The 25,151-nt window shown below is 62.6% G+C and carries 23 protein-coding genes; 10 read left to right on the top strand and 13 right to left on the bottom strand.

Annotated elements, in window-relative coordinates; all coding sequences use genetic code 11:
- The first annotated feature begins 65 nt into the window (after window positions 1-65).
- From QMF22_RS06675 to QMF22_RS06645, 7 genes are all read left to right on the top strand, one after another.
- Window positions 66-1,244: an acyl-CoA dehydrogenase family protein gene (locus tag QMF22_RS06675; protein WP_283451579.1), complete on the top strand. Its 1,179-nt coding sequence runs from the start codon at window positions 66-68 to the stop codon at window positions 1,242-1,244.
- A 432-nt stretch (window positions 1,245-1,676) separates the two neighbouring features.
- Complete coding sequence (locus tag QMF22_RS06670; protein ID WP_283451576.1) at window positions 1,677-3,134, top strand: phytoene desaturase family protein; 1,458 nt, start codon at window positions 1,677-1,679, stop codon at window positions 3,132-3,134.
- Window positions 3,135-3,223: 89 nt separating this feature from the next.
- Window positions 3,224-3,661 carry an SRPBCC family protein gene (locus QMF22_RS06665; protein ID WP_283451575.1) on the top strand — a complete coding sequence of 146 codons (438 nt, stop codon included), beginning with the start codon at window positions 3,224-3,226 and terminating at the stop codon, window positions 3,659-3,661.
- 110 nt (window positions 3,662-3,771) lie between these two features.
- Window positions 3,772-5,193 (top strand): O-antigen ligase family protein, encoded by a 1,422-nt coding sequence (locus tag QMF22_RS06660; RefSeq protein ID WP_283451572.1) that lies wholly within the window; start codon window positions 3,772-3,774, stop codon window positions 5,191-5,193.
- A gap of 22 nt (window positions 5,194-5,215) precedes the next feature.
- Window positions 5,216-6,499: an O-antigen ligase family protein gene (locus QMF22_RS06655; RefSeq protein ID WP_283451570.1), complete on the top strand. Its 1,284-nt coding sequence runs from the start codon at window positions 5,216-5,218 to the stop codon at window positions 6,497-6,499.
- 479 nt (window positions 6,500-6,978) lie between these two features.
- Window positions 6,979-7,230 carry a type II toxin-antitoxin system Phd/YefM family antitoxin gene (locus QMF22_RS06650; RefSeq protein ID WP_283451568.1) on the top strand — a complete coding sequence of 84 codons (252 nt, stop codon included), beginning with the start codon at window positions 6,979-6,981 and terminating at the stop codon, window positions 7,228-7,230.
- On the top strand, window positions 7,227-7,628 hold the full coding sequence (locus tag QMF22_RS06645; RefSeq protein WP_283451567.1) for a type II toxin-antitoxin system VapC family toxin: 402 nt from the start codon (window positions 7,227-7,229) through the stop codon (window positions 7,626-7,628). The genes QMF22_RS06650 and QMF22_RS06645 overlap by 4 nt, the downstream gene beginning before the upstream one ends.
- A 119-nt stretch (window positions 7,629-7,747) precedes the next feature.
- On the opposite strand, the gene QMF22_RS06640 is transcribed toward QMF22_RS06645, so the two are convergent.
- Together QMF22_RS06640 and QMF22_RS06635 are read right to left on the bottom strand one after the other, a co-directional pair.
- Window positions 7,748-8,734: a glycosyltransferase family 2 protein gene (locus QMF22_RS06640; protein WP_283451566.1), complete on the bottom strand. Its 987-nt coding sequence runs from the start codon at window positions 8,732-8,734 to the stop codon at window positions 7,748-7,750.
- A gap of 2 nt (window positions 8,735-8,736) precedes the next feature.
- Complete coding sequence (locus QMF22_RS06635; RefSeq protein ID WP_283451565.1) at window positions 8,737-9,906, bottom strand: glycosyltransferase family 2 protein; 1,170 nt, start codon at window positions 9,904-9,906, stop codon at window positions 8,737-8,739.
- Window positions 9,907-9,967: 61 nt separating this feature from the next.
- On the opposite strand from QMF22_RS06635, the gene QMF22_RS06630 reads away from it, so the two are divergent.
- Genes QMF22_RS06630 through QMF22_RS06620 form a run of 3 tightly spaced genes read left to right on the top strand, consistent with a single transcriptional unit; the run spans window position 9,968 to window position 13,078 of the window.
- A complete protein-coding gene (locus QMF22_RS06630) occupies window positions 9,968-10,840 on the top strand; it encodes a glycosyltransferase family 2 protein (RefSeq protein WP_283451564.1) in 873 nt (290 codons plus the stop codon).
- The gene (locus QMF22_RS06625) at window positions 10,837-11,979 is read left to right on the top strand and encodes a hypothetical protein (RefSeq protein ID WP_283451563.1); all 1,143 of its coding nucleotides are present in this window, start codon (window positions 10,837-10,839) and stop codon (window positions 11,977-11,979) included. Before QMF22_RS06630 ends, QMF22_RS06625 begins: the two co-directional genes overlap by 4 nt.
- 4 nt (window positions 11,980-11,983) lie before the next feature.
- On the top strand, window positions 11,984-13,078 hold the full coding sequence (locus QMF22_RS06620; RefSeq protein ID WP_283451562.1) for a glycosyltransferase family 4 protein: 1,095 nt from the start codon (window positions 11,984-11,986) through the stop codon (window positions 13,076-13,078).
- On the opposite strand, the gene QMF22_RS06615 is transcribed toward QMF22_RS06620, so the two are convergent.
- The 11 genes from QMF22_RS06615 to QMF22_RS06570 form a co-directional block, all read right to left on the bottom strand.
- The gene (locus QMF22_RS06615) at window positions 13,054-14,214 is read right to left on the bottom strand and encodes a glycosyltransferase family 4 protein (RefSeq protein ID WP_283451561.1); all 1,161 of its coding nucleotides are present in this window, start codon (window positions 14,212-14,214) and stop codon (window positions 13,054-13,056) included. The two genes, QMF22_RS06620 and QMF22_RS06615, sit on opposite strands and share 25 nt — an antisense overlap.
- A complete protein-coding gene (locus tag QMF22_RS06610) occupies window positions 14,207-15,841 on the bottom strand; it encodes a DUF2142 domain-containing protein (RefSeq protein WP_283451560.1) in 1,635 nt (544 codons plus the stop codon). Before QMF22_RS06610 ends, QMF22_RS06615 begins: the two co-directional genes overlap by 8 nt.
- Window positions 15,842-15,960: 119 nt before the next feature.
- Window positions 15,961-16,932, bottom strand: coding sequence for a UDP-glucose 4-epimerase GalE (galE, locus tag QMF22_RS06605; protein ID WP_283451559.1), 972 nt, complete (start codon window positions 16,930-16,932; stop codon window positions 15,961-15,963).
- Window positions 16,929-17,285 (bottom strand): DUF2304 family protein, encoded by a 357-nt coding sequence (locus tag QMF22_RS17465; protein ID WP_502846914.1) that lies wholly within the window; start codon window positions 17,283-17,285, stop codon window positions 16,929-16,931. Before QMF22_RS17465 ends, galE begins: the two co-directional genes overlap by 4 nt.
- A gap of 7 nt (window positions 17,286-17,292) precedes the next feature.
- Window positions 17,293-17,988, bottom strand: coding sequence for a glycosyltransferase family 2 protein (locus QMF22_RS06600; protein WP_502846911.1), 696 nt, complete (start codon window positions 17,986-17,988; stop codon window positions 17,293-17,295).
- Window positions 17,985-18,791: a glycosyltransferase family 2 protein gene (locus QMF22_RS06595; protein ID WP_283451558.1), complete on the bottom strand. Its 807-nt coding sequence runs from the start codon at window positions 18,789-18,791 to the stop codon at window positions 17,985-17,987. Before QMF22_RS06595 ends, QMF22_RS06600 begins: the two co-directional genes overlap by 4 nt.
- Window positions 18,784-19,815 carry a GDP-mannose 4,6-dehydratase gene (gene gmd, locus QMF22_RS06590; protein WP_283451557.1) on the bottom strand — a complete coding sequence of 344 codons (1,032 nt, stop codon included), beginning with the start codon at window positions 19,813-19,815 and terminating at the stop codon, window positions 18,784-18,786. The genes QMF22_RS06595 and gmd overlap by 8 nt, the downstream gene beginning before the upstream one ends.
- 88 nt (window positions 19,816-19,903) lie before the next feature.
- Complete coding sequence (locus tag QMF22_RS06585) at window positions 19,904-21,112, bottom strand: polysaccharide biosynthesis protein (protein WP_283451556.1); 1,209 nt, start codon at window positions 21,110-21,112, stop codon at window positions 19,904-19,906.
- A gap of 67 nt (window positions 21,113-21,179) precedes the next feature.
- Window positions 21,180-22,355, bottom strand: a complete 1,176-nt coding sequence (locus tag QMF22_RS06580; protein WP_283451555.1) for a DegT/DnrJ/EryC1/StrS family aminotransferase — start codon at window positions 22,353-22,355, stop codon at window positions 21,180-21,182.
- Window positions 22,356-22,402: 47 nt separating this feature from the next.
- Entirely contained in the window at window positions 22,403-23,326 is a 924-nt protein-coding gene (locus tag QMF22_RS06575) for an NAD-dependent epimerase/dehydratase family protein (protein WP_283451554.1), read from the bottom strand.
- Between the two features lie 84 nt (window positions 23,327-23,410).
- Window positions 23,411-24,967 carry a DUF2142 domain-containing protein gene (locus QMF22_RS06570; RefSeq protein ID WP_283451674.1) on the bottom strand — a complete coding sequence of 519 codons (1,557 nt, stop codon included), beginning with the start codon at window positions 24,965-24,967 and terminating at the stop codon, window positions 23,411-23,413.
- Window positions 24,968-25,151 lie beyond the last annotated feature (184 nt).

The raw sequence follows: 25,151 nt of genomic DNA, 5'->3' as shown, positions 1-25,151 counted from the left end.
ACGACCCTAGGCTGACCAAACCGCACCGGTCGCGCGTCGACCGCCCACCTTGCAACGGAGCATCCATGACCTTTGAGCTACTCGGCAGCGACTTCTTCGGCTACGAAAACCTTCTCACCGCGCCCGAGCAGGAGGCCATCGTCAAGCTGCGCGCCTACCTCGAACGCGAGGTGCGGCCCATCGCAAACGGATGCTGGGACCGCGCCGAATTCCCCACCCAGATCATCAAGCCCCTTGCCGAACTCGGCATGTACTCCTTCGGCTGGGAGTCAACGAAGCCGTTTGCGAATTCGGCGGTATTTCGGGGCTTCGTGGCGCTGGAACTGGCGCGAGTGGACGCATCCGTCGCCACCTTCGTCGGTGTGCAGAACGGGCTGTCGGCCGGGTCGCTCGAAGCCTGCGGGTCGGATGAGCAGCGTGCCGAGTGGATTCCGAAGCTCGCCTCGGGCGACGTCATTGGCGCATTCGGGCTGACCGAACCCCTGAGCGGCTCCGACGCGGCGCAGGGCCTGCGCACCACGGCCACCCGCAACGGCGACAACTGGACCCTGAACGGCGCCAAGCGATGGATCGGCAACGCGACCTTCAGCGATATCACGATCATCTGGGCCAAGGACACCGCCGACAACCAGGTGAAGGGGTTCATCGTTCCCACTGACACGCCCGGATACTCGGCCACCAAGATCGAGGGCAAGATCAGCCTGCGCGCCGTGCAGAACGCTGACATCACCCTGACCGACGTGGTCGTTCCCGAACGCCTGCGCCTGCAGAATGCCAACTCGTTCAAGGACACCGCCAAGGTGTTGCGGGCCACCCGCGCCGAGGTGTCCTGGGCGGCCGTCGGCAACGCGATCGGGGCGTACGATGCCGCCGTCGCCTACGCCCGCGAACGCCAGCAGTTCGGCAAGCCGATCGGCGGGCACCAGCTCGTGCAGGACCTGCTGGTCAAGAGCGTCGGCAACATCACCGCGAGCCTCGGCATGGTCGTGCGAGTGTCGCAGCTGCAAGATGCGGGCGTGCAGCGCGACGAGCACTCCGCGCTCACCAAGGCCTACACGACCAGCCGTATGCGGGAGAGCGTGGCCTGGTGCCGCGAGCTGTTCGGCGGCAACGGCGTCACCCTCGAGTACAACGTGGCCCGGCACTTCGCCGACGCCGAGGCCATCTACTCCTACGAGGGCACCCAGGAGATGAACACTCTCATCGTGGGCCGCACCATCACCGGTCAGGCCGCCTTCGTCTGAACTTTCGGCGAGGGTGACGTGTGGCCCGGGGGCGGGCCACACGTCGAGGGTAAACATACCGGCGGCATGTGCTGTTCCGGCAGCCCCAGACGGGGTGCCCCCAGAAAGAACGGCCCCGGCCGCACCCTCTGCCGCGATCCGTTTGGCGCGGCGTGTCGCAGATTCCCGGCGTTACGTACCCAAACGGATGGCCTGCGACCCCCGCTCCCGCGATCTCTACCCGGAGTGCCGTTCATAACTGCGGAGATTTCGCACGAACCGGGTCGTCACAGCCGGATTACGCATTCGCGGGAACATCTCCGCAGGTGTGAACACCGCCTCGAGTAGGGCTGCAGATTCTTAGGAACGCGCCCCCAAAACCGGCCGTGTACTGTGCGACGACCACACCCCGGGCTACGGTGGCGGAATGAGATCACACGAGCGCGGCCGCACGTGACCACCGACCAGGGACTCGACGCCATCGTCGTCGGATCCGGCCCAAACGGACTCGCCGCCGCCGTCACCCTCGCCCGCGCCGGCCTCCGGGTGCGCGTCTACGAACGCAACGCGCAGATCGGCGGCGGCGCGGCGACGGCCGAACTCACCCTGCCCGGGTTTCATCACGACGTGGGCAGCGCCGTGCATCCGCTCGCGCTGGCCTCGGAGTTCTTCCAGAAGTTCCGTCTCAAAGACCGCATCGAGCTGACTGTGCCCGAGATTTCCTACGGGCATCCGCTGCCCGGCGGTCGCGCCGGCGTGGCCTGGCACGACATCGAGCGCACCGCCGCGGGCCTCGGCCGCGACGGCCCGGCCTGGCTTCAACTGTTGAAACCCCTCGTCGACAACATCTCAGAAGTCGCCGAACTCACCGGGGATGCGCTGCTGCGGGTGCCGCGGCATCCGCTCACGCTCGCCCGCTTCGGGCTGCGCACCCTCGAGCAGGGCGGCCCGACCTGGAACTGGCGCTTCACCGGCGAGACCGCCCCGGCGCTGCTCACCGGCACCTTCGCGCACTCGATCGGGCGGCTGCCGAGCCCGTCGACCGCTGGCGCCGGCCTCGTTCTGGCCGCGCACGCGCACGCCGGCGGCTGGCCCATTCCCACCGGCGGAAGCGGCGCCCTCGTGCAGGCACTCGCCGATGACCTGCTCGCGCACGGCGGCGAAATAGTAACGGATGCCGACATCCGTAAGCTCACAGACCTGCCCCCGGCCCGAATCGTGCTGCTCGACGTGACGCCCCGGGCGCTCGTCGAGCTGGCCGCCGGGGCTCTGCCCGACCGGTACACCACGACCCTCAGCCGGTTTCGGTACGGCAACGCCGTCGCCAAGGTGGACTTCGCCCTGAACGAACCGGTGCCGTGGAGCGCGCCCGATCTGCGCCGAGCGCCGACCCTGCACGTGGGCGGCACCCGCGCCGACCAGGCCCGCGCCGAGAATGCCGTCGCCCGCGGGCGGCACTCCGACTCCCCCTACGTACTCGCGAGCCAGCCGAGCATCGTCGACCCCACCCGCGCCCCGGAGGGCAAGCATGTGCTCTGGGCCTACACACACGTGCCGGCGGGCTCCACCCGTGACCAGACCGAGCAGATCACCCGGCAGATCGAACGCTTCGCCCCGGGCTTTCGCGACACCATTCTCGCCACGGCCAGCCAGACTGCCGCGCAGATGCAGAACCACAATCCCAATCACATCGGCGGGGACATCGCAGCCGGAGCCATCAGCCTGGCCCAACTCCTGCGCCGCCCGGTGCTCTCGGCCGACCCGTGGCGCACCCCGCTCGACGGCGTCTACCTGTGCTCCTCGTCGACCGCGCCCGGCCCCGGCGTGCACGGCCTGTGCGGCTACCGCGCCGCCCTGAGCGCACTCGCCCACGAGTACAACATCACAGTTCCCCCGCCCCTCTCCCCCTGACTACTTCCCCGCGAGAGCGCAAAAAGTGCCCGTTTGGGCACTCCAATCGGGCACTTTTTGCGCTCTCGCGACAAACCCTAGGAGCCCCGATGGCCGTGAACTACCGAAGATTCGATTGCACCCCCGAGCAGGTCTTCGCGGTGCTCGAAAACGGATGGCTCTACCCCACCTGGGTCGTCGGCGCGAGCCGTATGCGCGACATCGACGCGAGCTGGCCGGCCGTCGGCAGCCGCATCCACCACTCGGTCGGAATCTGGCCCGCTCTCATCGACGACACCACCTCCGTGCTCGAGTGGAACGCGCCCCGCCACGTCATGCTCAAGGCCCGCGGCTGGCCGATGGGTGAGGCGCACGTGTCGATCGACATCCAAGACCACCCAAACGGATGCCTCGTGCGCATCACCGAAGACATCGTCGCCGGCCCAGCCCGCCTGGTTCCCACCCCGCTGAGCGATCTAGCCATCGGCTACCGCAACACGGAAACCCTGCGCCGCCTCGCCTACCTGGCCGAGGGCCACGCCGAGTAGACCCGTCCCCTCGTTCCACGAAAGCGCAAAAAGTGCCCGATTGACCCCTCCCATCGGGCACTTTTTGCGCTCTCGCGTGACCCGGCTCGCAACACCGGTAATCTGAAGCCATGTCCGCCGTGCAGAGTCGCCTCGTCATTCGACTCTTCGCGACCTTCATCTGGTTCACCGTTCTGGCCGGCCAGTTCTGGCGCAACCTCGGCGGCTGGTGGGGCTTCGGCGCCATCGCGGTCATCGTGGTGGTCGGCAGCGTGATCGGCCTCACCACCCAGCGCACCAACGCCCGCAACCGAGCGGATGCCCTGAAACTCGTCGCGGCCGGCAGCGTCGCCGTCGACACCCCTACCGCCCGAGACGTCGCCCGGGGAAACACCTACCAGGCCGCCCTCGCCCCCGCACTGAACTGGCGCAAGTTTCCCAAGACCATCACCGCGTTCCTGCTGCTGGTGACCCTGTCGATTGCGTGGTCGTACTATCCCGGGGCATCCGCTCTCGGGGTAACCCTGCAGCTCATCACCACCCTCGCCGCCCTGTTTTTGGCCGTCACCCTCACCTGGCCCGAGCTTTTGCGCACCCTGGGCGGCGCCCTGCGCTGGGTGCTGGCGCTGAGCCTCGTGTTCGAGCTGTTCGTGGCTGTCGTAATCAAAGCGCCGGTGCTACCGTTCTTCGTCGATTACGGCACGGCCGACGTGCCGAATGCCTTCTACTGGAGCCGCGGCCTGCTGCTGACCGGCGGCCCGATCGAGGGCATCGTCGCCAACCGAAACCTGCTCGGATTCATCGCGCTCACCGCCATCATCGTCTTCGCCGTGCAGCTGCGAGCCCACACCGTCAGACGCAACGCCGGCCTGGTCTGGCTGGGGCTGGCCGTGGGGATGCTGCTGCTCACCCGATCCGCCACGGTCACCGTGTCGCTCGTCGCGGTCGTCGCCGCCCTGCTCTTCGCCCTCTGGGCGCGCAGAGTGCACGACCAGCACCGCCGGCCGCTGTATGTCGTGGCGGCGGCAGCCGTTCTGGCCGTCGCAGCGGCACTCGCGCTGTTCTCCGGGCAGCTGTTCGGCATGCTCGGCCGCAGCGAGGATCTCACCGGCCGCTTCGACATTTGGGCCAGCGTCACCCACCTCGCCCTGGAACGTCCGGTGTTCGGCTGGGGCTGGGTGAGCTACTGGGTGCCGTGGGTGGAACCGTTCAACGACCTCGCCGTGCGCAAGGGCGTGACCTACCTGCAGGCGCACAACGCCTGGCTCGACGTATGGCTGCAGCTCGGCGCGATCGGCGTGATTCTGTTCGCCGCTCTGGTCTTCTCCACCCTGTGGCGGGCCTGGTTTCTGGCCGTCGACCGGCCGCGGCTCGGCGTGAAAGACACCGAACCGTTTGCCGCCAGCGCCCTGCTGCCGCTGCTGCTGCTCGCCGCGCTGATCGCGCAGAGCATCGCCGAAAGCCGGATGCTGATCGAGAGCGGCTGGGTGATTCTCATCGTGCTCGCCGTCGTTACCAAGCGGCAGCAGCACGCGCCACGACCAATGCCGTAGCGCTAGCGCGGTAAATTAGAGGATGCCCACCCTGCCCGAAGCCCTGCGTCGCGTGCTCGCGTCGCCGAAGTTCGCGGCCTCGCTCACGCTCATCATTCTGGCCACCGCCTTCAGCACGCATCTGCTGCGAAGCGTCATGGGCTGGCCCGGCCTCGTCGGCATTCTCGGCGGCCTCGTCGTGCTGGCCATCTTCTCGCTCGTGGCCCGCCGCCCGATCGTGGAGTGGCACGGCCTGCTGCCCATTTCGATCATCGTGTTCGTGGCCTGGTGCGCGCTCTCCGGCCTGTGGAGCGGCTACGTCTCCGACACCATCATCGGCGTGAGCTACCAGATCACCGTGGGGTTCCTCGCGATCTACGTGGCCCTCGTGCGCGACACCTTCCAGGTGGTTCGGGCCACCGGCGATGTGCTTCGGGTGCTGCTCGGGCTCTCCATTGTGCTCGAGGTGCTCTCCGGGCTGCTGCTAGACCTGCCGATCGCCTTTCTCGGCGTCGTCGGCGACATCGACCGGCTCGGTCCCATCCAGGGCGTGTTCGGAAGCCGCAACGTCTTCGGCCTCATCGCCCTCATCGCCGCGGTCACCTTCTACGTGGAGCTGCGCGCCCGCTCCATTCCGCGCGGCCTCGGCATCGGCTCGATGTGGCTGGCCGGCATCTGCCTGGTGCTCACCCGCTCCCCCGTCATCGTGGTCGTCGCCCTCTGCGTGGCCGTCGCGGCCCTCGCCCTCTACCGGTTGCGCCGCACCGCCGTTGACGGCAGGTGGATGCTGCAGCTCGGCCTCCTGAGCGCGGCTCTCGTGGCCGCTGGCGCGGCCTGGCTCGGCCGCACCGCCATCATCAGCGCCCTGAACGCCGGCAGCGAGTTCGAAGCCCGCTACTCGCTCTGGACCGAGATGTGGCGGCTGGTGGAGCTGCATCCGCTTGAAGGGTGGGGTTGGGCCGGATTCTGGCCGCAAGACGTGACCCCGTACGGCTGGCTGGAATTCACCACGGGACGCGTGCATGTGACGGGCCTGAACGCCTACCTCGACGTGTACTTTCAGGTAGGACTGATCGGCTTTCTGGCGTTTCTCGCCCTGGTGCTGCTGGCTTTCGTGCGCTCCTGGCTGCTCGCTGCGAACAAGCGCTCGCTGGCGTATGTCTGGGCTCCGCTCATTCTGGTGACCCTGCTCGTGACGAGCGCCGCGGAGAGCACCATTCTGTTCGAGTTCGGCTGGCTGCTGCTCGTGATCTGTGCGGTGAAGGCCGCGCAGGGCCTGAGCTGGCGTAGCGCCCTGCCGCACAAGCCGCACCCCGACGCGCCGTAGCGGTCGACCTGGCGGTTCCCGGACCCTGAGTTGGCCGCGTGGCGCGCAGGCCGTCTGTCATCGGGCCCACCTACGCGGGGACTGCGCCGCTGCGCGGGACTTGCGCGACTTCGCGGGGATTGCCGTGGCCCGGCGTCCCGAAGCCGGGCCACAGTGCGCGGGAACTGCGCCAGAACGCGGGAGCTGCGCTCCCAAAGCTCTGCCAGCCAATCGCCCAGCGCGGGAGCTGCGCCAGTACGCGGGCGTTCCGGCCTGGCCACAACTCCAGCGCACCCCGCCACGCTGGACCTGCGCCAGTGCGCCCGAGTTCCGCGCGCCTCGCGAAAGCGGTCCGCGACGAGCTCCCGACCGCTCGGTCAAGGCCGCGCAGGGCCTCACCGGGCGCAGTAGCCTACCCCACTCGCCCGGCCCCGACGCCTCGTGAGCGCAGGCAGCCTCGCCCCCTAGTTCCCCGCTGCTACGTTTGCTACACTCGCGGCATGCGAACAATCGCTCATCGTGACCTACGCAACAACAGCGCTGAGGTGCTCCGCGCCGTTCGGGATGGCGAGACTCTCCAGATCACCAATCACGGCGAGGTCGTCGCCGTACTGTCCCCACCGCCCATCGCACCGCTCGGCGGTATTCGGCACCAACCGCCCCTGATCCGCGGAGGGTTTTCAGACCTGCCACTCTTCACTGCTGCGGAGAGCACCGAGTCTGCACTGCACGACCTGCGCGCCGAGCGTTGATCACCTACCTGGATACCTCTGCCGTCGCCAAGCTGCTCGCCGACGAACCAGAGAGCCAAGCGCTCCGGGCGCATCTAGACAACAGGGTCGCGGCCGGGGACGCCGATCTCGTCTCGGCATGTCTGCTGGAAACCGAATTGCGGCGCATGGCCACGCGAATAGGAATATCACAAACCGCGGTCACTGACGTGCTGTCACGGTTGAGCCTTTTGGACATGGACCGCAGCGTCTTCCGCGAAGCCGGGCTCATCACCGGCGCCAGCCTGCGGAGTCTGGACGCCCTCCACATCGCCGCAGCCCTCCAAGCCTCGGCCAATGACTTCATCACGTACGACGCTCGCCAGCAGGTGGCAGCAGAGGCCGTCGGCCTGCGCGTACGAACCCCCGGAAGAAGCTAGCGGATGCTCAGTAGGGTGCAGCCATACACGTTGTCGCCCTTCACCAGCGCATTCCGCAACCCATCGACGAGTACGCGCCACCAGAACAGCGGATGCCGTCAGCCAGATGGGGCCAGGGCTCAGACGGGCTGCACCAAATCGCGCAGTACGTCTTGCAGTCCGAGGCCGAACCGGGTGTAGTCGCCGCGGCGCCAGGCGCCCACAATCGGCGCAACCCGCAGCATCCGGTGCGGTGAAAGTGCGCTGCGCCGTCGCTCATGTGCCAGTTTCGCATCGAAAAGCGCCACGACCGCAGCGGATGCCGCCGGCTCAAACCCCGACGCCCGTTGCTGCAGCGCTTCGGCGCGCGACAGCAGGCGTGCGTTGCGAGCGGTGCGCGGAGCCCGCAACCGCCCGAGCTTGCCGGAGGCGTCCAGCGTGGTCACACCGATCTGATTACTACCGTGCTGCCGGTAGTCGGTGAGCGACTCGTCGATCAGGTCCACCAGGCCGGTTGCAGCAGCGACCATAGCCAGCCACTCATCGTGCACCCAAGCGGCCGGAAACGGCGTCGCGGCCGCCACGAGCTCGCGCCGCATCATCATGGTCGCGCCGGTGACGATGTTGCGCCGAAGCAGGGCATCAAGAGCACGCCCCTCATGCACGGCAGCGCGGTCAGCCTCTGACACACCAAGCGTCTGCAGCAGAGTCAGCCCGAGCGGGGTACCGACAGCGTCGACGAGACGAGCTTCGCCGTGCAGCAGTAACAGGCTGGGCCGACGAGCGAATTCGGCGGTCATGCGCTCAAGGCGTTGGGGCAACCAGATGTCGTCCTGGTCGCACAGCGCAATGAGGTCGCCGGTGCACACCGTGAGCGCCTGCTCAAAGTTCGCCGTTACCCCGAGCGCGCTCGGGTTCTCGAGCACGATCAGCTCGAGCGCTGAACTCGGGTTCTCGCTAAGCCAGTCGGAGACGACGCGTCGGGCGATGGCGAGCGAGGCGTCGGTCGACCCATCGTCGGAGACAACGATCTGCCCCGGCAGCACCGATTGGTTGAGGATGCTGCCCAGCTGCTCAGCGAGATAGGCGGCACCGTCGTAGGTGCACAGGGCAACAGACACACTCATGGTTAACGGCGCTTCACGCCGACCGACAGCACACCGAGGAACATGCCGGCCATGATGGTCTGCGAACCGAGCATCATGAGCAGCGCAGCCGGAATCGCCGCGCGCAGGGTGGCTCCAGCCTCAAGGGGCCCAAAGTCGTTCGAGGCCCAACCGATGAACTGTCCGACCGCAACGCCAAGGCCGATAAGAAAGAGCAAGAGGCCGACGATGGCGCCGCTTTCCAGGCTGATGCGTTTCTGCAGGCGGTCAAAGCTGCGGCTTCGCGGTATGCGAAAACCTTCCTGCTGCGCATAGATTTTCGTGAGAATGGCGAACAGCACCGATTGATACCCGACCACGGTGAGGGCGGCAAGGTACAGCTGGCTGGAGTAGGTGAAGCCAATACGGCCAAAGACGATCGGTCCGAAGCCCAGCAGCATGACGCCAACAAATCCGAGCACAAAAGCCGCAGTGCCGGGAATCAGAAAGAGCCAGCGCGGGCTGAAGATGAGCAGAAACCGCAGGTGACGCCATCCGTCGCGCCAGCTGCGCAGGTGCGGCGGTCGGCTGCGTCCGTCTTTCGCGAGCGTGGTGGGCACTTCGCTAACGCGCGAGCCGCCGAGGGTGGATTTGACGACCATTTCGCTCGCGAATTCCATACCGGTGGTCTGCAGGTGCAGGTCGAGCATGGACTGCCGGTTGAATCCGCGCAGGCCACAGTGAAAGTCCTTGATCGGTGAACGAAAGAGGCTACGCCCGATCCACGATAAGACCGGGTTTCCCAGGTATTTGTGCAGCGGCGGCATGGCGCCCGGGGCAATTCCTCCGCGAAATCGGTTACCCATAACGAGTTCGTCGCCGGCACGAAGTCGCTCAACAAAGCCGTCGAGGCTGCTGAAGTCGTAACTGTCGTCGGCATCGCCCATGATCACGTAGGTGCCGCGGGCATGCTCAATGCCTCCGTTGAGGGCGCTTCCGTAGCCCTTCTCAGCGATAGCGACAACGCGCGCGCCGAGTGATTCGGCGATCTGCTGTGAGCCATCGGTGCTGCCGTTGTCGGCAATTAGCACTTCGCCGACCACACCACTGCGCTCGAGATAGCCGAGGGCCTTGTTGACACACACCGCCAGCGTTTCAGCTTCGTTCAGACAAGGCATGAGGATCGTCAGTTCGATCGCCGAAGTTTGCTGCATGTGGGTATTGATCCTGTCTATGTTCTGCGGTGCACGATCAATCGTACAGACTTAGTGCACTATGAACATTGGCCTCGTCATCACCACGCTCGGACGCGAGCAGGGTTTGCGCCGACTCCTCCAGTCGCTCGAGGGCCAGGTCGTCGCCGAAGACGCCATCGTTATCGTCGCACAGCGCAATCTGGAAGCGGTCGAAACTCTCGTCAAGGATTTCAGCGCCATCGGTTGCGACATCGTCGTGACCACGTCAGCGCTGGGCGCCTCGCGGGGCCGCAATGCTGGTGCCGAGGCGCTCCCGGCCGGTGAGAACTACCTCCTCCACTTTCCGAACGACACGACCTGGTTTCCTCCCGGCACGATCGCCGGTATACGCTCCACGCCGAGCGAGGCAAGCGCCGGCGCACTCACCGTCACGGACGAGAATGGCCCGAAATTTCACCTCCCGGCTTCGGGACAGCCTCTAGACCGCTGGAACATCTGGACCGTCATCGAGATGGGCCTGGTCATGCGCCGCAGCGTGTTCACCGCGCTGGGCGGGTTCACGGAGTCGATCGGTAGCGGAGCCTCGACGCCGTGGCAGTCAGGCGAGGCTACGGATCTTCTGCTGCGCCTGATACAAGCCGGCCAGGCCGATTCCTTTGTGTGGTTGCCGGCCGACATCGCAATCGGCGGCATCTCCGACCCGCACGGGCTCTCCAACAGCCAGCGTCGACGCAAGTTACGCACCTATGCCCGCGGATTCGGTCGCCTGCTCAGCGTTTGGCATTACCCGCTGTACTGGCGAGCAGCGGCGCTGGCCGGGGGGCTGCTTTTCGGCGCGCGAAATCGGTCATCATTTCACATAGCGGATGGCTGGTGGGTCTTCGTGGGACGGTTCGAGGGCCTCACCGGTCGCTGCTTCGGCAAGACCGCGACAACGGCGGTCGACCGATGAGCATCTCCCTGCCCCCGCAAATTCGGCTCCGCGGCGCTGCAATGTCGCTCATCACCCTGCTCGGGGGCGTCTCCTTGGCCGTCATTCCGGCCGCGACGGTCGCCATCGCTGCTCGCCAATTCACTCTGGACGAACAGGGCGCCATTGCCGTCGCTGTGACGCTTTCCACCTTCGTCGGTCAGTTGACCTTCGCGGTCGTGGTCGAATCACGACTTAGCTCGGCCGCAACGGCCCGACGCGTGACCTTTCCGCTATGGCTGGCCGCGCTTTCGGTGTTGACGGCCATCGTGGTGGGGTTCAACTCCAGCAGTGCCGTCGTGTTGTGCGTTGCCCTCCCGATTCTCTTGGCCTCCCTCGAGGTCGGCCGTGGCGTCTCGGTTGCCGAGCGCCTCGACACTCGCGAAATCTGGGCATCCGTTCTGGTCGGCTCTGGCGCACTGGCCGGAGTACTCGTGGCCTTCACGGCACAGACCTGGGGAATGATTCCGCTGGTCGTCGGAATCGCCCTCGCCACCTGTGTGCGGTCGCTTCCGGTGTCGCACCAGTCCAGCCGGCCTGACCCGGTCGTGATGGGCTGGGTGGTTGCGGACACGTCCATCACCGGAGTGATCTACCCGCTCTTAAACGTGATGATTCTGGCTTTCATCGGCCCGGCTCAGGCGATCATCTTCACGGCCCTTTCGACGGTGTCGGGGTTGCTGGCGATTCCATTGAATTTCTTGCGGCTGAGGCTGCTCAAAGAGCATTCCCGCCTCGACATCGCGGTCTCCGGACTCGCACTGCTTGGCGCCATCGTTGCCCTCGGCTTTCTCGAAGCGACCGGTGCATTCGGGTTCATCTTCGGGTCAGCCTGGTCGCTCAGCGGCACGGCGCTGCCGCTCGCCGTGGCCTGCGCCTGGCGAGCCACGTCTATTCTCACGACGATCCCGTTCGCTGCCCTACGACGCATGGGCGCGGTGCGGCTGCTGACCGGGCTGCGAGCAATAGTCGCCGCGATCACCTTCGCCCTCGCCGGGCTGGGTCTCGTCACGCAGAACATCGTCTGGGTTTTCGCCGGCATGCTCGTTGCCGAGCTGATCTCCGCGGTGATCTATGAGGCTGCCCGCCGCTCTCGAACCGCTCAAGCGACCAAGGACTAACTCGATGCCGCTACCGCTCATCATGGTCGACCTGCTGTTCTTCACCGGCAAGAAGGGTGGCATGGAGTCGTATGTGCGGGAGGTCTATAGTCGCATGCCCCGCGAGAGTGACGAGGTGCGTTTCATCGCACTGGCATCAAGCGAGCTCGCTGCCGGCGACACCTCCTGGTTTCCCGGCGACGTCATCGACTCCGGCATCAGCGGTGAGAACCGGGTGGCGTGGGCGCGCGGTGAACTATTCAGCGTCGCCGGGTTCGCTCATCGCCGCCGTGCCTCCCTCATCCACTGTCCGGCCAACCTGGGACCGCTGTATTCGCGGGTTCCGGTCGTCATGACCATTCACGACCTGCTGCCCTTTCGCCATCCGGAATACGTCCCTGGCGCCTACTCCCTCATCCTTCGCACGCTCATCCGGTTGGGAGCGCGTACCGCTCGCCGCGTGCTGACGATCAGTGAGGCGACCCGCACCGACATCCGCCGCTATCTGCCGATCAAACGCACTTCTATCGACGTCATCCCACTGGCCGGCGAGACACGCGCTGCAGCCACGGCCACGACTCGCCGCACCGACCAGCTGCTGGCCGTCGGCAACCGGATGCCGCACAAAAACTTCTCGACACTACTCGCGGCGGTCGCGCTGCTGCCCGAAAACATCCGACCGCACTTGGTGATCACCGGCAGCCACGGCGATGATCCGCTCGCACCGCTCGTGGCCGACCTCGGGCTCCAGAAGTGGGTGTCACTGCGGGGCTGGCTCACCACGGAGGAACTCGATGCACTCTATGCCGACTCGACCCTTTTCGTGTTCCCGACTCTCTTCGAGGGCTTCGGCCTGCCCGTTCTCGAAGCAATGGCACACGGCTGCCCGGTGCTTTGCTCGGACATTCCGGTGCTGCACGAAGTCGCCGGAGATGCGGCCAACTACGTTGATGCTCACGACGCCGCTCGGCTCGCAGACAGCATCGCCGGACTACTTTCGGCACCCGAAGGGTTGGCGCGCCTGGCGACGGCGGGGCTTGAGCGAACTGCGCAATTCACCTGGGACCGCACGGCGCAACAGACGCTCGCGTCATTTCAGCAGCTCTTGGCCGAACGGTAAGCCTGCAGAATCTGGTCGATCGAGCGAGCGAGACCGCCAGTCAACCGTTCGTGCTCAAACCAGGCCTGCGTCGAGTTCCGCAATTCCTCACCGGCAGTCACGACCGTCACAATCGCGGCCGCGAGTTCCCGCGGCCGGACCGACGTTGCGACGAAACCATTGACACCGTTGTGAACCAGCTCGGCCGCCGCGTTGTCGGGGCCGGCAACCACCACGCTCGGGGTTGCCACCGCAGCGGCCTCGGCGACGACCAGCCCAAAGCCCTCGCGGCGTGACGGGTTGACCAATGCTCGGGCGCCAGCCAGTAGGGTGTGCAATGCGTCGTCGCTGACCCGGCCGGCGAGCGTGACAGCGTCGTTGAGCCCCAGCTCAGTGATGCGCGCGGCCACCGCCGACGTTTCCGGCCCGGAACCCACGATGACCAGGCGCAGATTGTTGATTTGCGTGCGCGCCTCACGCAGGGCGGGCAACAGGTCGATCAATCGCTTGTCAGCGATGTGGCGGCCGATGAAAATAAGATACGGTTCGTCGCCTCGTGCTGTCGTCGCATCGGGTGCGGCACCGACCAGGTCGATGAGCCCCAGGGTGACGGGACTGGCTCTTCGTCGATAGCGGCGAATGCGCGAGCCGGTGAAGTGGCTGTTGACACTGTGCAGGTTGCCCAGGCGAATCGCGACGAACTGTAGTGTTGTCGCGACGGTGCCCATGAACGCCCCGGAGTAGGAGCGCCACTGGCGCCAGCCCCACACCTCGAGCCAGTCGGTCACGACGTAGGCCTTACTCCCAGCCAGCGCCAGCTGCACCGCGAAGACGTTGAGCACAGGCAAAGCACTGACGATGACAAGGTCGTAAGTGTCGCGGTGGGCTCGAAAGTGGTGAAAGAGCGATAGCGCGAACTTCACGGCGCCGACCGGTGTGCGCGTGCCCGCGCTGTCGTAAATCGCGCCGCGCCAGACCGGAACGACAGTAAAAGTTGCCTCAGGGGCTGGGCCATTCCACTGGGTGCGCGTCACATAGTCAACGCTGCTGCCTCGTTCCGCGAGCAACTCGGCCATACGCCGATAGACCCGTTCGCCGCCTCCCGAATTGATCGGAAAGAAGCAATCGTAGGCGATCGCGACGCGTGGTTCAGCCACGAAGAGCGGGCTCGGTCAGTGAATCCACCGCTGCACTGCTCACTGTCAGCTCAGCGCCATCGTCGAGCCGGGCGGCACGAGCGGCCAGCCAACCCGTGCAAAGAACGAACGCAATCGACACCAGAGCATAGAGTGCAACCAAAGTCGGCCAGCCGAGCGGCGGTTGCCAGGCTGGGTTCTTCCACATCTCGCTGATCGGCTCACCGCTGCCAACTACGTAACGCCACATCACCACAACGAAAGCAAGAAGCCCATAGGCCGCGATCATCGTTGAGCTGATCCAGGTCACTCGTGTCGACAGGAACGCCACGCGGTTGCCCTGTTTGGCAGAAAGCAGCCAGGCGGCCAGAATCGTCACTCCGAGGTAGAGAAAGAGGCCATATCGCCCCTGCCAAATAATGCCGGTCTGGCTCACGCTGTAACCCTGCACCAGGGCAGGCACGAACACGGCAGCGGTCGTAACTACTGCGATCGTGACCAGGCCCCGCCGCTTGGAAGCGGTGAAGGCGAGCACGATCAGAATGCCGACCGGTATAACAAACAGCCAGTAAGCAGCCGTCGGCAGTGGGGTGTCGAACCAGCCAAAGTACCCAATAGCCTGTTGAACAAACGCCGGGGTCGTGCGAAGCACGTGAACAAAACCCTCAAGAAACGACGCCCCTACCAATGGAGCGTCAGACTTTTCAGCCTGATTGGAAAGGCTGCCGCCACTCAGAGTCCACAAAATCGAAAAAATACCGCCGGCCGCAATTGTGCCGAGGGGAACATATGACCGAGCAGTCGTGAACAGCGACTTAACGGGAATCCAGCCGGTGGCAATGAAGCAAATCCCGACCACGATAACTAACCACAGTGGGCCCGTTGCTCGAGCGGTCGCAAGTGTCACGGAGGCGATGGCAACGATCGTCCAGAGATGCCAACGTGGAAGTAGGGATAGTTCTGCCGCGACTTTTCGGGAGTCGAACTGTTCAAGCAAACGTGGCAGCGCCGCCCACAGGGCCACGGCCGAGGCGATTTCTATGCCATTCGGGTTTACTGAGCCGAAGAAATAGACAACCATTGGCGCTGCCACAAACGCCAGGCCCAGTGGCATCCACCGCGATCTGCGCGCGGACATTGCAGCTTGAAAGCCCCAGGCAACGAAGACGGCCGCGAGCAACCCGCTCACGATACGCATGCCGTAGATGCCTGCTGACCCGTCAAGAATCAGGCTCGGCCAACCCACTGCGTAGTAGTACAGCGGATCGTAGGCACCGACCCACGTATTGAACCAGTTGGTTCCGCCCTCGTCGCCAAGTTCGACCCCGCAGTTCGCCGGCTGATTGGGATGAAACGCAAAACACAAAATATGTGCCGCGTACGTATACTCGGCCGGGAGGTCAACTACGGTGTGGCGAATCCCAGGCACTTGATAGCCAATGACCTGCCCATGCACCTGCGCGATGGCCTTGGTCGCATGCGCGTTTTCGTCGGGTACCGAAAAGATCGGGCTCGCCAACGACCACAAGGTTGACAGCGCAGCCAAGATCAGGAAGGCAATCCAGAATACTGAACGAGGTTTCACGTCCCAGCGCCGACCGGCTATCACCTTCGTGTTGCCGTGCGCCAGTGAGGCAGCTTCGTACACGTGTTCATCTCTCTATATCTGTCTCATCTGGGTGACCACACGCTGAAAAAGCAGCCCCAGACGGAGTGATTTCGCAATCCCCGCACGCGAGCCCCCTGCGGAAGTGCGCGAGACCGTGGCTAGCCTTTCAGTAGTACGTGAGAATCCCATGCTGAATCAACGATGTCCGCGAGTCCACGTTTGGCGACCCACCCGATTGCCGCCGAGATAGCGCGTGGATCTGCGACGACGACGGCAGGATCTCCAAGCCGGCGACCCTTCACCTCGGGAATGACCGCTGAACCAGACCGCTCAATGATTTGATTAACCATCTCTCGAACTGAAGATCCAATTCCCGTTCCGACGTTATAGATATCGTTTCTCGCCGGACCAATTTTCAAACTGTCCAGCGCAACCAAATGCGCCTCTGCGAGGTCCAAAACATGAATATAGTCCCGCACACACGTTCCATCTTCGGTCTCATAGTCGTCACCGAAGATGAGGGGGGACAGGCCCTGATCGATGCGTTCCAGGACCATTGGCACCAAGTTCAGAGCCGCAGTGTCGCCCAACTCCGGCCAGCCAGAACCCGCAACATTGAAATAACGCAGACTTGAGGCTCGAAGCGCCTGGGAGGCGACCGAATCCGAAATTAACCATTCGCCAACGAGTTTGGACTCACCATAGGGATTCACCGGACGCTGCAGTGTGGCCTCGTTCAGCGACGGGCCCTCTGAAGTTCCATAAACTGCGGCAGACGACGAGAAGACGACGCGCGACACATCAGCCCTCTCCATTGCGATCAAAAGGTTTGCTAACGAGCCCACGTTCTGTTGAAAGTACCAGGCAGGCCGCAGGACTGACTCCCCAACTTGTTTTCGTCCGGCGAAGTGCACCACCTGCTTCACGTCGTAATCCCGCATGACAGATTCGAGCACGGCAGGAGCGCTTGAGTGCGCGAGATCCATCTCGACGAGCGGGACATCACCAATTCTGCCGCGAACACCCGTCAAAACGTCGTCAACGACGACAACTTCATCGCCACGATCGCCCAGAAGCCGCACGACGTGCGCCCCTATGTACCCGGTACCACCGGTAACGAGGGTGGTCATCCGTGTATCGAGCCGGGCTCGACGGCTTGGGCCAGTGCCTGCGCACGAGCGAGCTCTGTGACCTGTATGTCGATTCGGGAATGGTGCGCCCGCGTTGCAATCACGTAGCCGACGAAACACACGACCAGCCCATAAAGGAGAAGGTCGGCCCCCCGACCGACCCCAAATAATGTTGCGACAGCGTTGGAAAGCTGCGGAAAAACCACTGCCACGGCCGCACAAGCGACGAGTAGGAGGAGCGAAATCCTTCTCAATGCCAGTCGTCGGGCACCCCGTCCAGGCCACAGGATCAACAAAGCAATGGCCCCTAGCCCAAGGAGCAGAACAAGTTTGATGAGCAGTTGGGGGTCCATCATGCCTCTACTTAAGTATCAATTCGACGAGTATATTTACGGAGTTCCACAGCGATTGCCCCTTCGACCGAGAGTAATCCGTGTAAACGATGTGCACCGGTTCCTCGGCGTATCGGAGGCGCGTACGTCCGATTTGCGCCACAATCTCAGACGCATGAGCCATGCGGTTCTGGCGAATTCGAATTCTTGCCAGTCCTTCGACCGTAAACGCTCGCAAGCCATTGTGAGCATCTGACAGTCGAACTCCAGTCGTCAAGTTCGTGAATTTGATGGCTAGCTTCAGCACTGCCCGCTTCATTGGACTCGCGCTCGTTCGATTGTCTAAGAATCGAGATCCGAGAATAACGTCTAGGTCTTCATTTCTCAATCGCTCAACCATCCGAGCGGCGTCCGCAGTCAGATGCTGGCCATCTGAGTCAAAAGTCACGGCAAAGCGAGCAGTCGAATCGCGAATGACGTAGTCAAACCCAGTTTGAAGGGCGGCACCCTGTCCGAGGTTGATCGGGTGTCTCACGACATAGGCGCCCGCCTGCTCCGCTCGCTCAGCGGAGGAATCCGTACTCCCATCGTCCACGCACACGATCTTCGGAAAAGTTAAAAGCGCTTCGGAAACGACGTCAAAAATCACGCTCGACTCGTTGTAGAGCGGGACGACAAGCCACGTGTCACTATTGTCCAGAGTAGGCTCGCGCGGTCCGATCACTTACCAGTACCTGCCGTAGAAGCGGTGGCGATCTTCCTGGCGCGATAGGAGACGACGTTGCCGGCGACCCGTGTGGCCCAGGAAATGGGGACGAGCCAGGCCACGCTCAGGTTCCGCACAGTCGCGGGCAGATACGAGCGTTTTACGTCAAGAGCCTCCGCAGCGGATTTCCTCCGGTCGGCAACGGTCAGGGAATCCGCGTGCCAGCGAAATGCAGAAACGGCAACTGGCACGAATACAAATTCGCCGACCTTCTTCAGTTGGAGAAATGCATCAAGATCCATTGTGTACGGACGATTCAGTGCAAATCCTCCGATGCTCTGAAGCGCATCGAGGTCGACGAGTGCGCCCGGGTGAGGAATCAAGTTCGGTCCCCAAGACAGGATCAGCGTCGCGAGCTTTCCGACACGGTTGGTTCCGATAACGCGAGATTCGGCGTCGATGTAGTCGCAGGCGCCGTAAGCCACTACTACGCCTTGGCGCTCTTCCGCCCGGTGGAGAAGGTCTCGAATACCAGACGGCCGTAATAGGTCGTCATCGCCCAGCCCGACGTAGTATTTCTCGCCCGCTCGGGCGGCGATTCCGGCGTTCATTGCGCCCGCCAACCCCTGTCGCGGGTCGTCGACAATTTCGGCACCGTGTTCGGCAGCGAGCAATCGAGCTTCCTGAGCGATCACCGGCAACACCACGATCAGCCGCAAGCTCACGACGTCGGCAGTCGCGCTTACACTCGCGAGAGCCTCCTTAAACGAATCGATTCGCTCGCCGAGCGTCGGAAGGACGACCAGCAGGCTGCTAGCCATGCTTGACTACCTTGTCGATCCAGGTACCACCGCCGGCGGCAAGCGCTGCAATGTCATTGTCGACCATGATCCGCGCCAGCTCGGGTGTCTTCACTTGCGGAACCCATCCGAGCTCCGATGCGGCCAGGCTCGGATCGCCCACGAGCGAGTCAACCTCGGTGGGGCGGAGGTAGCGCTCGTCAAACTTGACGTACTTCTGCCAGTCAAGCCCGGCATGCTCAAATGATAGTTCCAGGAAGTCTCGGACAGTGTACGCAGCACCTGTCGCGACAGCATAGTCCTGGGGAGTGTCGTGTTGCAGCATTCGCCACATGGCCTCGACATACTCCGGAGCGTAACCCCAGTCACGAACAGAGTCGAGGTTTCCCATGTAGAGCTCACTCTCCAACCCTGCTGCGATACGCGCCACGGCACGGGTGATCTTGCGCGTGACAAAGGTCTCGCCTCGTCGCGGCGATTCGTGGTTGAACAGAATTCCGTTGACCGTGAAAAGACCATAGGCCTCGCGATAGTTCTTCGTGATCCAGTAGGAGTAGACCTTGGCGACGCCGTATGGCGACCGTGGATAGAACGGAGTTTTCTCGTTCTGCGGAGGCGGCGTAGCTCCGAACATTTCCGAACTACTCGCCTGATAGAACCGGCATTCCAGCCCGGTCACTCGAACAGCCTCGAGCAACCTGACCGTGCCGAGTCCGGTTGTGTCGCCAGTGAACTCAGGCTCATCGAAGCTGACCCGAACATGAGACTGCGCGGCAAGGTTGTAGACCTCATCCGGACGAATTGCCCCAAGAAGGGTGACCAGGCGTGAACCGTCAGTCAAGTCACCGTAGTGAAGGGTCAGATTGCCGCCTTCAACGTGCGGGTCGACAAAAAGATGATCAATTCGGGAGGTGTTGAACGTGGATGCACGGCGAATGAGGCCGTGAACTTCGTAGCCTTTGGACAGCAGGAGTTCCGCCAGGTAGCTGCCGTCTTGTCCCGTAATACCTGTGATGAACGCGCGCTTTTTTCGAATCTCACTCATGGGATATCTGAATACCGTTTTTCATTGCTCGTCGGTCATGAAGGCCGCTCTAAGAACTCTGGTCCCTACCATGATAGTCAAAGGTCCGTCAGGACCGCCGTCCACGCATCATCGAAGGACCGGCCAAAGCACGAATATGCAGTATCGTGCCGATGACCGGACCGACGACCAACGATACAAGCACCCGTTCGGGAAGGGGAAGGGGAAGAAACAGAACAGCGCAGGTCGTTAGTGCTGCAACCAGCCACCCGACCGTATATATGAGGTGTCGCCCTCGTGCCAGTAAGGCAGCGCCACTAATGCTGATGACACCGATGAGTCCGGCAGCAACAGTCGCCCCGCCGATGAATGGGCCGCCGGCCTTATACGCGTGACCAAAGAAAAACACGAGCAAGGGCGGGCCGATGACCGTCGCTAGGGCTCCCAGAATAGCCGCGAAGCCGAGAACCGCGCCCATCGCCCGAAACACGACCGACAGGCCATGGGCCCTGCTGTCGACAAAACTTGCCACGATCATTCCCATGAAAGCATTGAGTGGGAGCATCACTGGCGCCCTGGTCAAAGTGACGATGAGAATAATGATAGCCAGTTCCGTAGCGTCCTCATTTAATGCGATGGCCGCGAGAACAAGTGGAAAGCCTGTCACGATGACGGCACTTGCACCGGACGCCAAGACGGCTTGCAGGGAGTGTGCAACGGATTGCCATAGATGCTCATCTAATCGTGTCAATGCAGCGGCGCGAAACCTGGCGCGTAGCAAGAAAATCACCCAGGTGACCATCCCCAGAGTACCCGCAGCGGCTAACCCGGCGACAGACAGCGCAAGAAAAGCGACGATACAAATGAGGAATAAACGGACAGCCGCCTCAGCGATCAGAAGCCCGGAGTATGAGTTCCAGCTCCCGAATCCTGCAAGGACGCCGGCCAGTGTCGCGTGTCCCGCATAGAGCACCGTTCCGGCCGCGATCATGGCCACAAATAGTGCCGATTGTTGGCCGAAGACCGACGGTGCCCAGCTGAATGATGAGATCGCGACCCCTGCCGCGACGAGGAAGCCGACAATCATTCCGGGATATAGAGCACGGGTGCCGCCCCCTCGCGGCTCCGACGCCGTCAGCATGACTGTCTTGACGCTTCGCGTTGTTTCCTGCTGAACACCGAATATTGCGCCTACAGCAAGGTAAAGACCCGACCAGAATACTGAGAAGCTCAGGTACTGCTCGGGCCCGAGCGCACGGGCCGCGACTACGAGTATCGCGTAACCCCCAGCCGCCACGAAAACAGAAGCGACTGCCACTGAGGCAATCGAGCGCCGCGCACTCACCCGCGAACCCTCAACATCGTCCCGCTCTTGATACAGGCGGTCAGGAGATCCCCTGAATGGTATCGAGGAGAAGGTCGAGTTCATTGGGTATGGGGAAATGGTGGTTGCCGACGAAGAGGCCGTCCACGTGAATCTTGTCGGCCGCTGGGAGCGATAGGGGAACGACGGCATTCAGCTGAGACATGACCGGGTTCCTCGTGAAATTGCCGGCCACAATGGGACGTGACTCAATACCAGCCGCCGTCAGCGCCTCGACTACTTCCGCCCGTCGACCGGCCAGCTTGTCGTCAAGAATGAGCGAAAAACCAAACCAGCTACTTTCTGCTGCCACGAATTGCGTACGGACATCCGACCGCCCAGCAAACCGCTCAGTAAACAAGGTTGCATTTGCCTGACGCCCGGCAACGAGTCCTGGCACCTTCTTGAGCTGCTCCCGACCCAAGGCGCCGGACATCTCAAGCGGCCGAACGTTGTATCCGGGGAGAACAAATCGAAAGTGGTCCTCGAACGCCACTCCCGTTTTCGGAAAGATCAGGTTATCCGCGGGGAGGTCTCGGGTCCAGCCATGCGCCCTCAGCGACAGCATCGCCTGATACATATAGAGATCGTCTGTCAGGATCAGTCCTCCTTCCATCGTCGAGATGTGATGAGAGAAGAACGAGCTGAAGGTTCCGGCCAGGCCGAACGTCCCGGTATATCGGTCCCCAATTTTCGACCCCAACGATTCACAGTTGTCTTCGAGAAGCACGAGTTTGTTTTCGGATGCGATGGACGCCATGCGGCTCAGATCCGCTGGGTTGCCGAGCAAACTGACGGCCAGGATTGCTTTTGTCCGCGGGCCGATGGCCTCTTCAACTAACTGCGGATCCATATTCAAGGTGTCGATGTTCACATCGACGAACCGAAGGGTCAAGCCGAGCTGGTGAACCGGAAAATAGGTAGTGGCCCAGGACACAGCAGGCACAATTACCTCGTCGCCGGGGTTGAGATCGACGTTGGGATTAGCGACCGCTGCAGCAAGTGCAATGAGGTTCGCGCTGCTGCCCGAATTCACCATCACGGCATGATCCGACCCAAAAAAGGCAGCAAACTCTTCTTCGAATGATTTGACTTCTGGACCCATAGTAAATCGACCGCCAGCTATCACCCGCTGGAGCGCGTCGTATTCGGCCTCGTCCCAGGTCGTAGTTGCGAGCGGAAAGCTAGATGCAGTCATTGCGTTTCATGTTCTTTCTATCGGGAACCGGCAAGGCAATGCCCTGTTCAGGAAATCGTTTCGACGTAACGTGCATAGGCCCGTCGCATACCGTCAAAAACCTCCGTTCGCGGGTTCCACCCGAATTGGGCCGCCACGGCGGAGGACATCAGTTTTTGATGCATTCCCGCTGGCTTGCTGGGATCAGTGACAAGATTCCCCTCATAGCCGACAACATCCATGGCGGCCTGATAGTACTCGAGCACGGAATGATCACGCCCAAACCCGACATTCATCATCTCGGGCCAGGAACCCATTTCATCGAGGTGCGAGACCAGCCAATGAGCCAGGTCGCCGACGTAGGTGAACTCACGCCGCGCTGTTCCGTCGCCCCAGACGTCGATCGATTGAGCCCCCGATAGCTTGGCTGCGTGCACTTTCGCCAGCGCAGCAGCGACGAGATGCCCCTGGCCGAGAGAATAATCGTCGTCCGGACCATACAGGTTAGAAGGAATAACCACTCGATACTCGAGGCCGAACTGCGAGGAAACGTAGGCACAGTACTTGGACGCGGCAATCTTCGATAGTGCGTAGCCTTCGTTCGTCGGCTCAAGAGGCGCGGCAAGCACATCGCCCTCCACGAGCGGCTGCCGGTAGTCCCGCGGGTACATGCATGAACTTCCGAAGTACACGAATCGCTTTACACCTAGGTCGACGGCGGATCTGAGCACGCTGGAATCAATGAGAATATTGTCCATCAGGTAACCGGCCGGGTCTGCGATGTTAGCCGCAATACCCCCAACACGTGCCGCCGTGTGAAGAATCACGTCAGGTCTATGGCGTTCTATCATCGAACGGGTCGCAACCGAATTAGTGAGATCGGCGTCCAGCCTCGTCACAGATGTCAGCTCCCCCTGAATATTCTGAGATGTCCACGCCGCACGGATGCTGCCGGCCAGCATTCCATTGCCCCCAGTAAGTAGCGCACGCAAGAAATTCTCCAGTTCGTTTAGTCTCCGCTCGGGAGGAGGAAGACAGTATTGAGTTTAGACTGCACATTTCACCGAATTGAGCGGCTAGAACTTGCCGCCTGGGCTCCCATCGGCGTCATTCGCCTCATCCGCCTTGACAAGATTCTTTGACGTCAGCGCGTCCGGGGCAGGCCGCTCAGGAAAAACTCCTGCCGGGCCCGCAGCAGGTTCTCGGTGATTCGATCGTTGGAAGTCACGTGGCATGCTTTCCGCAGGCGAGACCAATGGGCGGAGGTACAGCCATGCCGCTGCCAGCAGGAAGAGTAAGAACGTCACCGTCCCGACCAGCCAAACTACCATCGGCGTCATAGGAATCCACCACCATTCGCGATATAGGTTCAGATTCCAACTCACGATTTCTGAACCGGAAATATACCGTCTCATATTGAAATGTAAGGCGACCCCGTTCGCAACAGAGAGTATGGAGATGAGCGCGAGGACTTGGGTCATGGACAGTCGCAGCCTTGCTCGTCCCACGCTGAAGAGGGCCACACCAGCAAGCATGATGATGAGCGGCAGGATATATCGCGGTTGCACCTCAGCGCCCACCTTCGCCTGTGACTGTTGCAGGACATACGTTGGGACAACCCACATCGCACCGAGTATGACCCCTGCGGCGAGCGACTTGCGAATCGATGGCATGTTCAACCCTGCAAATACTAGGGCCGCAAAGACACCGAAACTCCCCACCCATACGATGGCAGGCAGCGAGGTGTCGAGCCACCCAAGTGCCCACAGGCCGAATGAACCAACCCACAGCGACGGCACCTCAAGTAGATTCGTCAGCAATAGCGACTGCCAGTTCGCTGGTGCGGCCAGGTGTGCCCCTCCGCCCATTCCAGACATCGCCGACGACGACTGTCCGGCGGACAGGTACAGGGCCGCTGAAAGAGCGAAGACTCCGATAGGAAGAACGACTGAGAGCCACCAGCGTCGACTCCACGTGATCGTGAGGACGCAGGCAACGATTACGGCGACCATGGCATAGGCAGCCGAATCTGCGCGGGCGCCACCACCCATGATTGTGGAAATCAGTGCGATACCACCGAGGAGTATCTTCTTCCAACCAGATGACTCGAAATAGCCCACCAATGCCACCCAGAGCGTAGCCGCCGAAATCATTGCCCAAGAGCTGGGATTGTTCGATGTGATCATGAACGCGCCCAAGGGAACAACGGTGCAGGCGAGACCCCAAACGAGTGACAGTCTTCGCTTGGTCGGCAACAGGGCACAGAGGGCAGTAACGAGCCCCACCAGTAGCACGATATTGACCAACCTCATTGTCAGCGCGGAAGCTTCAATATTCGTGGTAGCAAAAACGTGCATCGTGGAATAAAAGATCGGTGGGTAGAGCCCTGTGAAGTTACCACGGTCGGTCGCGATCAACCCCTGCCCGCTTTTGAGGTCCTGGCATGCTGCGCTTTGAGCGGGCGCAAATGCGTAGCACGTGACGGTGGAGAGCCCTCGTGGGACCTCGCGCACCGAGGCATCCGCGACGGTCTGGCATTCACCGGCAACGTCCCCCCCGGCACACCAGATACTCGCGAGGTGGAAATCGTCGTCGGGGCTCGACCCGACGGGCGACGCTAGTGCCCAACTCATCAAGGCCAAAATTGCAAAGATGGGCGCAAGGGCCAGGATTGTGACCTTATGTTTCAACGCAGGACGGCTCAATCGCGAGCTTCGACGAGGCGAAGGATCTGAAGCGCTCACGAGGCGGCGATTCCACCGGCAGACATCACGGTAGCCCGCAAAGTTGTACTATCGACCCGGCCCCCGAGGATTG

Origin of the sequence: Cryobacterium sp. PH31-L1, from assembly GCF_030063145.1 — a bacterium.
In the GTDB taxonomy this organism is placed as follows: domain Bacteria; phylum Actinomycetota; class Actinomycetes; order Actinomycetales; family Microbacteriaceae; genus Cryobacterium.
This window is presented reverse-complemented; position numbering and strand designations above follow the sequence as displayed.

Coding starts and splice junctions, on each gene's coding strand:
- QMF22_RS06675 (WP_283451579.1), top strand. CDS start 66: ATGACCTTTGAGCTACTCGGCAGCGACTTCTTCGGCTACGAAAACCTT.
- QMF22_RS06640 (WP_283451566.1), bottom strand. CDS start 8,734: ATGAGTGTGTCTGTTGCCCTGTGCACCTACGACGGTGCCGCCTATCTC.
- QMF22_RS06635 (WP_283451565.1), bottom strand. CDS start 9,906: ATGCAGCAAACTTCGGCGATCGAACTGACGATCCTCATGCCTTGTCTG.
- galE (WP_283451559.1), bottom strand. CDS start 16,932: ATGACCACCCTCGTTACCGGTGGTACCGGGTACATAGGGGCGCACGTC.
- QMF22_RS06620 (WP_283451562.1), top strand. CDS start 11,984: ATGCCGCTACCGCTCATCATGGTCGACCTGCTGTTCTTCACCGGCAAG.
- QMF22_RS06630 (WP_283451564.1), top strand. CDS start 9,968: ATGAACATTGGCCTCGTCATCACCACGCTCGGACGCGAGCAGGGTTTG.
- QMF22_RS17465 (WP_502846914.1), bottom strand. CDS start 17,285: ATGGACCCCCAACTGCTCATCAAACTTGTTCTGCTCCTTGGGCTAGGG.
- QMF22_RS06660 (WP_283451572.1), top strand. CDS start 3,772: ATGTCCGCCGTGCAGAGTCGCCTCGTCATTCGACTCTTCGCGACCTTC.
- QMF22_RS06665 (WP_283451575.1), top strand. CDS start 3,224: ATGGCCGTGAACTACCGAAGATTCGATTGCACCCCCGAGCAGGTCTTC.
- gmd (WP_283451557.1), bottom strand. CDS start 19,815: ATGAGTGAGATTCGAAAAAAGCGCGCGTTCATCACAGGTATTACGGGA.
- QMF22_RS06595 (WP_283451558.1), bottom strand. CDS start 18,791: ATGGCTAGCAGCCTGCTGGTCGTCCTTCCGACGCTCGGCGAGCGAATC.
- QMF22_RS06580 (WP_283451555.1), bottom strand. CDS start 22,355: ATGACTGCATCTAGCTTTCCGCTCGCAACTACGACCTGGGACGAGGCC.
- QMF22_RS06570 (WP_283451674.1), bottom strand. CDS start 24,967: ATGAGTTGGGCACTAGCGTCGCCCGTCGGGTCGAGCCCCGACGACGAT.
- QMF22_RS06625 (WP_283451563.1), top strand. CDS start 10,837: ATGAGCATCTCCCTGCCCCCGCAAATTCGGCTCCGCGGCGCTGCAATG.
- QMF22_RS06655 (WP_283451570.1), top strand. CDS start 5,216: ATGCCCACCCTGCCCGAAGCCCTGCGTCGCGTGCTCGCGTCGCCGAAG.
- QMF22_RS06650 (WP_283451568.1), top strand. CDS start 6,979: ATGCGAACAATCGCTCATCGTGACCTACGCAACAACAGCGCTGAGGTG.